Below are 12,694 nucleotides of genomic sequence, written 5' to 3'. Positions count from 1 at the left end.
TGAGACGCGCGCCGTTATTGTGGGCGGGTGCCAACAACGCGCGCCGCCCGCCGGGTCGGCGCAACCCTATGCCCCCCTCCGTCGCCACGTCCGATCTCCCCATCACGCGCACCTCCTCGCGCACCCAGCGCGCGCCGCAAGCGCCGCACATGGCTCGCCGCACGCATATCGTCGTGCCACTCGTCATTATCGACGTCACCGTGCCCGGCAGGTCGTCGGCCGACGGACGGCGCGCGTTGCACGCCGCGCTCGGCGACGACCTGCGTCTTTATGTCGTCACCATCGACCAGCAACGCGAGCGCGTGACCTTCCGCGTCGAAGTCACCTCGCGCACCCTCGAAGACGTGATCGGCCTGCTGACCGTCAAACTCGATCGCGCCACGCTCGGCCGCGCGCAATCAACCGTGATCCGGCGTCCGCGCGACTATTGATCTAGATCGACACTTGCACGGGCCGGTTGCCTGCCGCGCCCGCGCCTTCACACATCTTTGCAATTGCACTCGAGCGGCCATGTAGAGTCGCCGCTCCTGTTATCGCGTGTTCCCTTCCGCAGGTTCGCAAGCGTCCCGGTTTCACCGCCCACGCCACGGCCAATCCAGCGAGATTGCCGCTCGTGCTGTCCGCCTCACAGCGTGCGATGCCTCGCCTTCGTCAGGGACCCGCCTTTTTGCAAAGCGTGTGATCTATGTTCCTGTCACCTCTCGATACCGCGCGCCGGCATTTACGCCTCGCCCTGCGTCATTCCAGCGCGGCCGCGCTTGTCGTGACCGGGGCGCTCGCCGCACTCAGCGGCTGCGCCGTCACCTTCCCCACGCCCACGCCGCCCGCGCCAACCGCCTCCCTGATCAACGGCGGCCAGGACGGTCTGCTGATTCCGCTGCAAGTGGAGCGCGTCGACGCAGGTCACGCGCGCCTCGGCCTGCCGATCCAGCTCGATGGCAAGCCGGTGTATGTCGCACTGGACACGGGCACGCAGGGCGTGCGCGTGCTGAAGTCGGTCTTGCCGGCCACGAATTATCCGAACGCCGGGCCATCGAGTTCGCTGCCTTTGGCGAACGGCGCGCAAGTTTCCGGCGCAGCCGTGAAATTGCCAATGAGTCTCGCAAGCACGAAGCCGGCGCAGATCGACGTACAAGCCGTCGAAATGGTGAACTGTCAGCCCAACGCCCGGCGCTGCGTAGGCATGGACGGCTACACCGGTGAATTTGGCTGGGCGTTCTCGGGTCTGTTCGGCGTCGGCGCGGCGCAATCTGATGACACGTGCTGCACGCAACCGCTGCGCGCGTTGCCCGGCAATATCGGCCAGCGCTATCTGGTGCACTCGAACTTTGCGAAACCTTACCTGGTGCTGAGTCCGTCGAGCGCGATCACGAAGGACTACACGATGGTGCCGTTGACTGTCCCGCAAGACGGCACCGCGCAATGGCCGAGAGGTTGCGTGAACGTCGGCGACAAGATGACCTTTTGCGCGCCGCTGGTGTTCGCCACGGCGAGCACCGATATGATCCGCGTCGAAATGGACAAGGCGCCGAACTGGACCGGCGACGACGAAGCGGGCAAGGTGCTCAATCAAGGCAACTACAACGCGGCGGTCGGCACGGGCAAATGGGTGCATCGCTATGAAGGCGCGCAAGTGACGATCGTCAAGGCGAAACCGGGCGCCGACCGCATCGTGATCGGCCTGATGGGCATGCAGAATATCGACGTGCTGTTCGACTTCCCGCATGGCCAGATGGGCCTGCGTGCCGCGAACGGCGTCGAGCAGTTCGCGCAGTAGCCACACTGGCTGCAGCCAGTAAAAAAAGGCCGTGCGATTCATCAACAATCGCACGGCCTTTCCACTCCGAGACTGAAACGAGGCAAGCGTCTGCTATTCGATATTCAGCGGATTCACATGCCAGATATTGCGTGCATATTCGCCGATCGTGCGATCCGACGAAAACTGACCCATGCCCGCCACATTCTCGATCGCGCTTTCGGCCCACGCGCGCTTGTCGACGAAGCGCGCGTCCACCTCGTCCTGCGCCTTGGCGAACGCGGCGAAATCGGCGAGCACCATGTAGTGATCGCCCCAATCGACCAGCGTGTGGAAAATATCCGAGAAGCGCAGCGGATCGTCCGGTGAGAAGAAGCCCGTGCGGATCTGGTCGAGCGCCGTGCGCAGTTCCGCGTTTTCTTCGTAGATTTGCCGCGGCCGGTAGCCGGTGGCGCGTAGGTTGTCCACTTCGTCGGCGGTGTGGCCGAAGATGAAGATGTTCTCGCGGCCCACCGCATCGCAGATTTCGATATTCGCGCCGTCCATCGTGCCGATCGTCAACGCGCCGTTGAGCGCGAGCTTCATGTTGCCGGTGCCCGATGCCTCCGTGCCGGCCATCGAAATCTGCTCCGACAGATCGGCGGCCGGAATGATCAACTCCGCCACGCTCACACCGTAGTTCGGCACGAACACCACTTTCAGGCGGTCGCCCACTAGCGGGTCGTGATTGACCTTCTCGCTGACGTCGCCGATCAGCTTGATGATCGTCTTCGCCATCCGGTACGCGGACGCGGCCTTGCCGGCGAACATCACCACGCGCGGCACCCAGTCGCGCTCGGGATTCGCGCGAATCTGGTTGTACCGCACGATCACGTGCAGCACGTTGAGCAGTTGCCGCTTGTATTCGTGAATGCGCTTGACCTGCAGATCGAACAGCGCATCCGGATCGAAATGCAGTTTCGTGTGATGCGCGAGACGGTGCACGAGCCGCAATTTGTTTTGCCGCTTCGCTTCGCGGAAGGCCTCGATAAAGCCACTGTCCGTGCGCAGGTTGCGCAGTTGCTCCAGTTCGAACAGATTGCTGCGCCAATGCTTGCCGATTTGCTGATCGATCAGCGACGACAGCGACGGGCTCGCCTGCGCGAGCCAGCGGCGCGGCGTGATACCGTTGGTCACGTTGGTAAAGCGGTCCGGATAGATGCGCGCGAAGTCGGCGAAGATATCGCGCGTCATGAGTTGCGAATGCAGCTTCGAGACGCCGTTCACCTTGTGGCTCGCAACGATCGCCAGATACGCCATACGCACGCGCCGCTGCCCGTATTCGTCGACGAGCGAAATGCGGCGGATCATCTCGGCGTCATGACCCGACTGCTCGCTGACGTGCTTGAGAAATTGCGCGTTGATCTCGAAGATGATCTCGAGGTGCCGCGGCAACAGGCGCGCGAGCATCTCCACGTCCCACGTTTCGAGCGCTTCGGGCATCAGCGTGTGATTCGTGTACGAGAAGATCTGCGTGACATGCTTCCATGCCTTGTCCCACTGCAGATGGTGGACATCCACCAGCAAACGCATCAACTCGGGAATCGCCAGCACGGGGTGCGTATCGTTCAGATGCACCGCCACTTTTTCGGAGAAGCGCCCGAACGTGCTGTGCGTGCGCTGATAGCGGCGAATCAGATCCTGCATGGTCGCCGAGACGAAAAAGTATTCCTGCCGCAGACGCAACTCGCGGCCGGCCGGTGTCGAGTCGTCCGGATACAGCAGGCGCGAGACGTTCTCCGACATGTTCTTCGTGTCGACCGCGTTGCGGTAGTCACCACGATTGAACGCGCCGAGATCGAGTTCTTCCGTCGCGCGCGCGGACCACAGGCGCAGCGTGTTGGTCGCGTCGGTTGCGTAACCCGGAATGACGGTGTCGTACGCGGTGGCGTTCACGTGCTCTGTGTCAATCCATTCGACATGCTCGCCACGCTGTACCGTGCGGCCGCCGAAGTGCACCATGTACTTGATCTCGGGCCGCGGAAACTCCCACGGATTACCCGCGCGCAACCAGTAGTCCGGCGCTTCGACCTGCTCGCCGTTGACGATCTGCTGACGAAACATGCCGTATTCGTAACGAATGCCGTAGCCGAAACCCGGAATGCCGAGCGTCGCCATCGAATCGAGAAAGCAGGCCGCCAGCCGGCCGAGGCCGCCGTTGCCGAGCGCGGCGTCCGGCTCGATATCGGTCAGCGCATCCATGTCGACGCCGAGACTCGCGAGCGCTTCCTTCATCTGGTCATGAATGCCGAGAGCGAGCAAGGCGTTCGTAAACGTCCGGCCGATCAGGAATTCCATCGACAGGTAGTAGACGCGTTTCACGTCCTGTTCGTATTGCAGGCGCGTGGTCTTCATCCAGCGCGCGACCAGCCGGTCGCGCACGGCAAGCGCCGCGGCGTGCAGCCAGTCATGCGGATGCGCGGTGACGGCGTCCTTGCCGACGCCGTACATCATGCGATTGGAAATTGAGCGCCGTAGCGCGTCGACGGTACTGTTGAGCTGGTCGAATTCCAGATCGACGGCTGTCATCGAAGCCTCCGGGAAAAAAGACGCGACATACGCGAACCGCACAGATGACGGGCGGGAGGCGCGTGCCGGTCAGGCGGGTTAAGAAGCAGAGTACGACATTTTACGACCACCGGACACTGGCGAGCGCGAGCGCTTGGTTACGCACATGCCATGCCTACCGACATCAGCCGGCGCGGCGTTTTTTCGCACGCGCGAGGTGCAAGCCACGTGTGCGTGGCACTGCGCGCGTGCATCGGTTGCGCAAAACAGGCAAACGATTGCGAATCGTCCAATGCGCATTGAATGGAAGGCAACGCCATTATTTTTTCGCCGCGTGACGCGCGGATGAATGAGCCGATGGGCCGGTGCGTGGTCAAATGGAAGCGCCTCGTCTGCTAAGCGATTGTGCCGGAATGGCATGTGACACCGCGAGCGCGCAGCAGTTCGCGGATGGGGGCGGGCTTGACCGTTAGTTGCATTAATGCCCGCGTGATCAGCACCCTCTCCGCCCAGGTCCCAGCACGATTTCCGCGTCTCTGTAACAATCACTACATTCGTTGCGCGCCCCGCCTGAAACGCGTCAAACGCTGGATTCGGGCCAACGCGCCACACGCCTCGCAACTCCTGCCACTCCCGCGCCGCGCGCCTCGACTCGTCCGGCTGCGCGCGGGCATGCTCAACCCGACGAACCACCGCCTTGTCCGACAAACCCAGCGCCACCGCCGCCCAACCCTTCCCCGCGGACGTTCCGATGTCCGCCGCCAACCGCCGCGCGATGGCCGCGATCATGCTCGCCGTCGCGCTCGCCACGCTCGATACCGCCATCGCCAACACCGCGCTGCCCGCCATTGCCGCGGACCTGCATGCGGCACCGGCGGCGTCGGTGTGGATCATCAATGCGTATCAGCTCGCGATGGTCGCGACGCTGCTGCCGCTCGCCGCGCTCGGCGATATCGTCGGGCATCGGCGGATCTACATCGGCGGCATTGCGCTTTTCACACTGGCTTCGCTGGCGTGCTCGCTAGCGACGACGCTGCCGCTGCTGGCCGCCGCGCGCGTCCTGCAAGGCCTCGGCGCGAGCGCGATCATGAGCGTGAACACCGCGCTGATCCGCTATCTGTTTCCGCCGCACCGGCTCGGACGCGGTCTGGGCACCAACGCGCTGATCGTCGGCGTGTCGTTCGCGGTCGGGCCGACGGTGGCGTCGCTGATTCTGTCCGTGGCCGCGTGGCCGTGGCTGTTTGCGGTCAACGTGCCGCTCGGCCTGCTGGCGTTGGGCTTCGCGTGGCCGGCGTTGCCGCACACCGAGCGCGGCAAGCACAACTTCGATCCGGTCGCCGCGCTGCTGAACGTCATCACCTTCGCCGCGTTGATCTTCGCGCTCGGCGAGGCGGCCCAGCGCGCCTCGACGCAACTGGTGCTGAGCGCGGCGGCGATTGCCGTGGTGTTCGGTCTGCTGCTGATTCGCCGCGAAGCGGGCCATCCGGCGCCGATGCTGCCCGTCGATCTGTTCAAGCGGCCAGTGTTCGCGCTGTCGGCGGTGACGGCGGTTTGCTCGTTCGCCGCGCAAGGGCTGGCGTTCGTCTCGCTGCCGTTCTACTTCGAGGACGTGCTGCATCGCAGCCAGGTCGAAACCGGCTTTCTGATGACGCCGTGGCCCGTGGTGGTCGCGCTGGCCGCGCCGCTGGCGGGCAGCCTGTCCGACCGCTATCCGCCGGGACTGCTCGGCGCGATCGGTCTCGCGGTGATGTCGGCGGGGATGGCGTCGCTGGCGCTCCTGCCGGTGCATCCGCACGTTCTCGACATCGGCATCCGCATGGCGATTTGCGGCGCGGGCTTCGGTTTCTTCCAGTCGCCGAACCTGAAGGCGTTGATGGCGAGCGCGCCGCCCGAGCGCAGCGGCGGCGCAAGCGGCATTGTCGCGACCGCGCGGCTGCTTGGGCAGACCACCGGCGCGGCGCTCGTCGCGTTGAGCTTCGGGATTGCCGGGCGGCATGGGCCGACGCTGGCGCTGAGCACCGGCGCTTTCTTCGCGGGCGCGGCGAGCCTCGCGAGCGGCCTGCGTTTGCTGGCGCCGTCGCATCGGTCGGGGGCGCATGCGAAAGCGTCGATGAAATGAAAAAGCGGGCGCGCTGGGGTGACAGTGCGTCCGCTTTGTTTTGCTGATTCTCGTTGCTGCTTTTGTTCGGCGCCTCGTCTTGCGATCCGGCTTTGCGGCTGTTGCCAGCGGCATTGATACGCGGCGTTCCCGTGCCTCAGTCTTCGCCGCGCATTGCCGGCCAACTTTGCGCCCAGACTTTTGCGAGCGCGGCCGCTTAAAAACTCAAGTTCGACCGCGCTCCGCCCAAACATCACCGCGCCGCGAAATACCCCTTCACCGCGGCGATAAACGTATCGATATTCCCACGCGACACGTCCTTGTGCGTCACGAATCGCGACGCATACAGCATCTGCGTGAGAATGCCGCGCTCCTTGAGCCATGCTTCGAGCGGCGCGCAGTGCTGCTGCGGAAACTGCGCAAACACCATATTAGTGGCGACCGACTGCACTTTGACCTGGTCGATGGCCTCCAGACCTGCGGCCAGATGCGCGGCGTGTGCGTGGTCGTCGGCGAGGCGCTCGACGTTGTGATCCAGCGCGTAGAGACACGCCGCCGCCAATACGCCGGCCTGACGCATGCCGCCGCCCAACACCTTGCGCCAGCGGTGCGCCACGTCGATCAGCGCGCGGCTGCCGACCAGCACCGAGCCGACCGGCGCGCCCAACCCCTTCGAAAAACAGACCGAGACCGAATCGAACGGCTCGCACAACGCCGCAACCGGCTTGCCCGACGCGACCGCCGCGTTGTAGACACGCGCGCCGTCGAGATGTGCGGACAGGCCGTGCTGACGCGCAAGTTGCACCGCCTCGGCAACGTACCCCGCCGGCAACACCTTGCCGCCGATGGTGTTTTCCAGCGCCAGCAGCCGCGTACGCGCGAAGTGGTTGTCGATGGGTTTGATCGCGGCAGCGATCTTCTCCAGCGGGATCGAGCCGTCCGCGGCATTTTCGAGCGGCTGCGGCTGGATGCTGCCGAGGACCGCCGCGCCGCCGCCTTCATACTTATAGGTGTGCGCCAACTGGCCGACGATGTATTCGTCCCCGCGCGCGCAGTGCGCCATCAAGGCCGCCAGGTTGCTTTGCGTGCCGCTCGGGAAGAACAGGCCGGCCTCCTTGCCGGTGCGTTCGGCGAGCGTGGCCTGCAAACGCAACACGGTGGGGTCGTCGCCCCAGACGTCGTCGCCGACTTCGGCGGCCGTCATGGCCGCGAGCATCGCCGGCGTTGGACGGGTTACGGTATCGCTGCGTAAATCGATCATTGTGTGTTCCTGTGCGCCTGTGAATGACAGCCTATGACAGCCGGTCGACGCACCGCGCCGTCGGTATCGACGGGCGGACACGGCGCCGGCAGTTTAGCCACACAGTATATTCAATTAACGCGGCGCTGAAATCGCGCTAAAAAGAAGCTTCAGCCGCCCGACTTGGGCAGCCACGCGAGCGGATCGACCGGCTGGCCGTTCTGGCGGACCTCGAACTGGATCGACGCGACACCGCGGCTATCCACTCCGACTTCACCGATGGTTTGCCCCTGCGCGACCGCGTCGCCTTCCTTGACGAGCAGCGTGCTGTTCTGCCCGTAGGCGGTGATCAGCGAGTCGTCGTGCTTGATGATGATGAGCGGGCCGTACGCCTCGATACCCGAGCCGGCATAGACGACGCGGCCGGTAGCGGCTGCCTTGACCGGATCGCCCGCACGCCCGCCGATTACGATGCCGTTCGATTTACCCGGCGCGAAGGCTCTCAGCACCGGGCCGCGGACCGGCCATTGCAACACGCCTTGCTGCGGTCCGGCGGATGCCGGGGGCGCGCCGGGCGTAGCGGGACCGTTCGGCCCGACGGCGACCGGCGGCGTCACGACACTGCCCGAGGCCATCGGCGGAGAGACTCGCAGCACTTGGCCCGGCGTAACGGCGGCATTGGCCGCAAGGCCGTTCCACGCCGCGACCTCCTGCGGTTTGCGGCCATATGCCGAAGCAATCCCGCCGATCGTGTCGCCCGGATTGACCCGGTAGAAACCGGCGGGAACCGGAACCGTACTGAGCGTGGTCGGGCCGGAAGGCGTGCTGCTGTAAAACGGCGTGCTCTCCCACGGCATCGTCGTACAGCCGCTGAACATCACGCCGAGCGCGGCCGCTGTTAGCAACCGGGTCCCCGTCAATTGCCATGGTCTTGTCATGTGATTTTCCTCGACACTTTGTTCAATCAATCGGATTCAATCGATGCCCAAGCATTTGCCGTGCCGCTCGTCTCGAGGGCGCGGCGACGGTTATCCATTATGCCGCCGTGCGCGGCGACAACCGCGCCGGCATGGCATCGGCCGTCCGCCAACATTCAGACGCTGCCTTCCGCCTCGACCACCAGAATGCGCGCCGCGCCGATCGGATGCGCCACATGTTCGGTGCCGACCGTTGCGTAGAACACGTCGCCGGTCTCCAGAATGGCCGACTGTTCGACGCCACCTTCGCGATAGCGCATCTCGACGCGGCCATCGAGCACGGCGAACACTTCCTCGCCGTCGTTGACGTGCCATTTATAAGGCTGATCGGTCCAATGCAGGCGCGTCGTGATGCCGCCCATGTTGGCGATATCGAGCGCGCCCCAGGCACGCGTCGCGGTGAAATTCTTGCTGCGAATGATCTTCATGGTCACGAGGCAGTTGAGAAAAACGACACCGGCCAGTCATGCGATCCATTGTGCATAGCGGGCCGCCAGGCCTTGGGCGAACCACCTCCCGGCTGGCCCCATTATAGGTGCGCTGGCCCGCTCGCCCGTCGTCAGCAGGCCGCGCGGCCGATTTGTGTGAGCATTGAATCCTTTGAGCCCTCGCCTATACTCAGTCATGCTGCCGCGACGCGCCGTAAGCAAAACGATTGATTCCGCGAGGGGGTTGAGAATGAACAAAGCCACTTTTCTGGCCGTGCAACTCCACGTCGACGATGTCGCGGCGTCGCCTGGTCTGGTCGAGTTGCTGAACACGCACCTGGTCTTCGCCGCCGACGTGGCCGAAGCCGCCGACGCCCTCGTCCAACTGGCCAGCATTGCGGGATTGTCGAGCGGCGTGGAGGCGAGCGTCGAGATTCCTGCTTTGGCGATCGAGCGGCTGCGCGAGGCGCTCGACAATCTGAGCGGCTACGACGAATCCTGGCTGCTCGCCCTCGAACCGAGCCGCGCATTATTCGATGAAATAGGCCGCCGGCATCGCACGCTGCATTAGAGCCACGCACGCGGATTGCATCCGGGCTGCATCCGTATTGCCGCGCACCCCCGGCGTCCGTTCACCAACGCCGCCGGTCCGCCATGTTTCGCTCACCGCTCGCCTGCCAGACTAACCGGCACGCTTCACTGTCGGCGCCGTTTGCGGATTTCGGGCGACTCAACCGGAGGACCGCCGTGAAAAGTCTCCTGAACCGCCGCCACGTGCTGGCAGGCCCGTCGCATCTCGTGCATGACGTGCGCGCGAGCGCCTCTGATCCCGCCTCGTCCGACGACGACGAACCGGCAGCGGCCGACGACTCGTCCGCCGGCTCCGCGGCGCTGGACGCGGCACCGAGGCCGGTTCGTCCGGTGAGCACCTTGCGGCCGGTACCGGTGGTGCCGGCACAGGTCGGCGTGCGCGGCGTGCAGATTGCCGACATCGCCGAAGTCGAATGGCTCGCCGAAGAGGAAGCGTTGACGCCGTTTCGCGTATTCCGCAGCTTCGACTACTCGGTCAGCCTGCTCTTCCATGCGAAGGAACTGACCTACTACGTCGCCCTGTATGAGGACGGCTCGCTATGGCGCGCACTGAAAGCCACCGATCTCGAAGCCGCCCAAACCGCCTTCCATCATTTCGAGGAGCAGGCGACGCGGCTCGCGGACGGCGAAACCCGCCGCGCCCAACTCGAGGCGCAGAACGAACAGCTCGCGCGCATGATCGCGCGCTCCGAGGCGCAGGCCGAGCGGCTGCGCAGCGATCTGCAAAGGCGCGGCACGCACGAGCAGGCGGTGTCGAACCGGCAGCATCAGGTGCGCAAAGAGGTGTCGCAACTGGAAGCGCAGCGCGTGGCCGCGCAGGCGCATCTGAACAAGGCGCATCGGCAGATTCATCAGCTCAATCTGACGAGCAACGAAGCGATCCCGCATTTGCCCAATCGTTGAGGACCGCGGGTCGACGAGCGCGCACCGACATCGTGTCGGATGCCGGCGCCCGCGCCGCGCCGTAAACGACAAACGCCGCCCGGCAATCCGGACGGCGTTTTTATTTGCTTGCCGCCTATCAGCCAGGCGGCATTTCCATCAGCTTCGGCGCAAATTAGTTGCCGAAGTAAACCGAGTTACGGTCGTTGCTGCTCACCGGACGGCCAGCTTGCGAGCTGCCGGCGATCGGTGCGCCGTAGCCGCTGTTCACAGCCTGGGCGGTGCCGTTTTGCGCATCGACACGTGCCTGGGCGGCCTGGATGTTAGCCGGGTAATCGAAGTGATCGCCCACCGGGTTGTAACCGGCCTTTTCCAGCTGAACCAGTTCAGCGCGGACTTGAGCGCGCGTCACCGGCTGATTCGATTGAGCAAACGAAGCGACAGGAGCGGCCAGAGCGGCGGCGACGACAACTGCAGAGATAAGAGCCTTCATGATGTAAACCTCCAGAACTTGTTTTTTAATTCGCTGTGGGCTTGTTGTGCCGTAGCGCTTAAATAGAAGTTTAGGAGTGTCGACACCTAGGGGAAACCCCTAAAACGACGAAACTCTATTTCGAATTTCGCAACAGTAGCAGACGGACCGAACCGCCGCACTACCTGTCCGCTGCCTTTCAGCAATAATTCACCAACTGGGTTTGAAGCGCTTTCACAAGCCGGCGCGCCTTGCTGCAAGGGCGCGCCGGACGGCGATTCAAACGCTCAGCTCCAGTTCGCGTGGAAGCTGCCCGGCTTGTCGATACGCTCGAACGTATGCGCGCCGAAGAAATCGCGCTGCGCCTGCACGAGGTTCGCCGGCAGGCGTTCCGAACGATACGCGTCGAAATACGCGATCGCCGACGCGAACGCCGGCACCGGCACGCCCGCGTTGACCGCTGCCACCACGACCTCGCGCAACGCCGCCTGATAATTCCTGGCGATATCTCGGAAATACGGATCGAGCAGCAGATTGGCAATCGCCTTGTCCTTCGTATAAGCGTCCGTGATCTTTTGCAGGAAGCGGGCGCGGATGATACAGCCGGCGCGGAAAATCTTCGCGATCGTGCCGTAGTCCAGATCCCACTTGTACTCTTCCGAGGCGGCGCGCAGTTGCGCGAAGCCTTGCGCGTACGAAATCACCTTGCTGAAATACAGTGCGCGGCGCACCGATTCGATAAAGGCGTCGCGTTCGACGCCGAGCGGCCTGGCCTGTGGCCCCTCCAGCAATTTGCTCGCCGCCACGCGCTGCGTCTTCAGCGACGACAGCACGCGCGCGAACACGGCTTCCGTGATCAGCGGCAGCGGCGCGCCGAGGTCGAGCGCGTTCTGACTGGTCCACTTGCCGGTGCCCTTCTGCGCGGCGCGATCGAGAATCACGTCGACCAGATCCTTGCCGGTCTCGTCATCTTTCTTGCTGAAAATCTTCGAGGTGATTTCGATCAGGTAGCTGTCGAGTTCGCCCTGATTCCACTCGGTATAGACCTTGCCGAGTTCCTCGTTCGACAGCCCGACCACCTGCTTGAGCACCGCGTAGCTTTCCGCGATCAGTTGCATGTCGCCGTATTCGATGCCGTTGTGCACCATCTTCACGAAGTGGCCCGCGCCGTCCGGCCCCATGTAAGCGACGCACGGCTCGCCGTCCGGCGCCTTCGCGGCGATTTCGGTGAGGATCGGGGCCACGAGGTCGTACGCGTCGCGCTGGCCGCCCGGCATGATCGACGGACCTTTCAGCGCGCCTTCTTCGCCGCCCGACACGCCCGTGCCAATGAAGTGCAGACCTGACTTCGCGAGATCCTGGTTGCGGCGGATGGTGTCGGTGAAATGCGTGTTGCCGCCGTCGATCAGAATGTCGCCCTTGTCCAGCAGCGGTTTCAACTGGTTGATCGTGGCGTCGGTGCCTTCGCCTGCCTTGACCATCAGCAGAATGCGGCGCGGCTTTTCCAGCGACTCCACGAATTCTTCCAAAGTGAACGCCGGCACCAGCTTCTTGTCCGGATATTCGGCGATGAGTTCGTCGGTTTTCTCGCGGCTACGGTTGTACACCGATACCGCGTGGCCGCGGCTCTCGATGTTGAGCGCCAGATTCCGGCCCATGACCGCTAGCCCCACCACGCCGATTGCCTGTTTGCCCATGTGAAT

11 protein-coding genes are annotated in these 12,694 nt (G+C 64.1%); 5 read left to right on the top strand and 6 right to left on the bottom strand.

Annotated features, from left to right (window positions below):
* Nucleotides 1–68 precede the first annotated feature (68 nt).
* Entirely contained in the window at nucleotides 69–431 is a 363-nt protein-coding gene (locus P0D96_RS18245) for a hypothetical protein (RefSeq protein WP_132382190.1), read from the top strand.
* Between the two features lie 254 nt (nucleotides 432–685).
* Nucleotides 686–1,777: a hypothetical protein gene (locus P0D96_RS18240; protein ID WP_408314643.1), complete on the top strand. Its 1,092-nt coding sequence runs from the start codon at nucleotides 686–688 to the stop codon at nucleotides 1,775–1,777.
* A 93-nt stretch (nucleotides 1,778–1,870) separates the two neighbouring features.
* Here the strand turns inward: P0D96_RS18240 and P0D96_RS18235 are convergent, their stop codons facing one another.
* Entirely contained in the window at nucleotides 1,871–4,324 is a 2,454-nt protein-coding gene (locus P0D96_RS18235) for a glycogen/starch/alpha-glucan phosphorylase (RefSeq protein ID WP_132382186.1), read from the bottom strand.
* Between the two features lie 730 nt (nucleotides 4,325–5,054).
* On the opposite strand from P0D96_RS18235, the gene P0D96_RS18230 reads away from it, so the two are divergent.
* A complete protein-coding gene (locus P0D96_RS18230; protein ID WP_408177225.1) occupies nucleotides 5,055–6,422 on the top strand; it encodes an MFS transporter in 1,368 nt (455 codons plus the stop codon).
* A gap of 232 nt (nucleotides 6,423–6,654) precedes the next feature.
* On the opposite strand, the gene ltaE is transcribed toward P0D96_RS18230, so the two are convergent.
* From ltaE to P0D96_RS18215, 3 genes are all read right to left on the bottom strand, one after another.
* A complete protein-coding gene (gene ltaE, locus P0D96_RS18225; protein WP_408314641.1) occupies nucleotides 6,655–7,662 on the bottom strand; it encodes a low-specificity L-threonine aldolase in 1,008 nt (335 codons plus the stop codon).
* 149 nt (nucleotides 7,663–7,811) lie between these two features.
* Nucleotides 7,812–8,579 (bottom strand): peptidoglycan DD-metalloendopeptidase family protein, encoded by a 768-nt coding sequence (locus tag P0D96_RS18220; protein WP_408176986.1) that lies wholly within the window; start codon nucleotides 8,577–8,579, stop codon nucleotides 7,812–7,814.
* 155 nt (nucleotides 8,580–8,734) lie between these two features.
* A complete protein-coding gene (locus P0D96_RS18215; protein WP_408176984.1) occupies nucleotides 8,735–9,046 on the bottom strand; it encodes a cupin domain-containing protein in 312 nt (103 codons plus the stop codon).
* A gap of 250 nt (nucleotides 9,047–9,296) precedes the next feature.
* Between P0D96_RS18215 and P0D96_RS18210 the strand changes: the two genes are divergently transcribed.
* Both P0D96_RS18210 and P0D96_RS18205 read left to right on the top strand, forming a co-directional pair.
* On the top strand, nucleotides 9,297–9,617 hold the full coding sequence (locus tag P0D96_RS18210; RefSeq protein WP_132382178.1) for a hypothetical protein: 321 nt from the start codon (nucleotides 9,297–9,299) through the stop codon (nucleotides 9,615–9,617).
* 176 nt (nucleotides 9,618–9,793) lie between these two features.
* On the top strand, nucleotides 9,794–10,540 hold the full coding sequence (locus P0D96_RS18205) for a DUF2968 domain-containing protein (protein ID WP_408176983.1): 747 nt from the start codon (nucleotides 9,794–9,796) through the stop codon (nucleotides 10,538–10,540).
* 154 nt (nucleotides 10,541–10,694) lie between these two features.
* Here the strand turns inward: P0D96_RS18205 and P0D96_RS18200 are convergent, their stop codons facing one another.
* Together P0D96_RS18200 and gnd are read right to left on the bottom strand one after the other, a co-directional pair.
* Nucleotides 10,695–11,012, bottom strand: coding sequence for a DUF4148 domain-containing protein (locus tag P0D96_RS18200; protein ID WP_132382174.1), 318 nt, complete (start codon nucleotides 11,010–11,012; stop codon nucleotides 10,695–10,697).
* Nucleotides 11,013–11,278: 266 nt separating this feature from the next.
* A complete protein-coding gene (gnd, locus tag P0D96_RS18195; RefSeq protein WP_132382172.1) occupies nucleotides 11,279–12,688 on the bottom strand; it encodes an NADP-dependent phosphogluconate dehydrogenase in 1,410 nt (469 codons plus the stop codon).
* Between the last annotated feature and the right edge of the window lie 6 nt (nucleotides 12,689–12,694).

Source organism: Paraburkholderia sp. RL17-347-BIC-D (assembly GCF_046027915.1).
GTDB lineage: Bacteria > Pseudomonadota > Gammaproteobacteria > Burkholderiales > Burkholderiaceae > Paraburkholderia.
The sequence above is the reverse complement of the archived record's forward strand: the minus strand, read 5'-3'. Positions and strand labels throughout refer to the sequence as shown.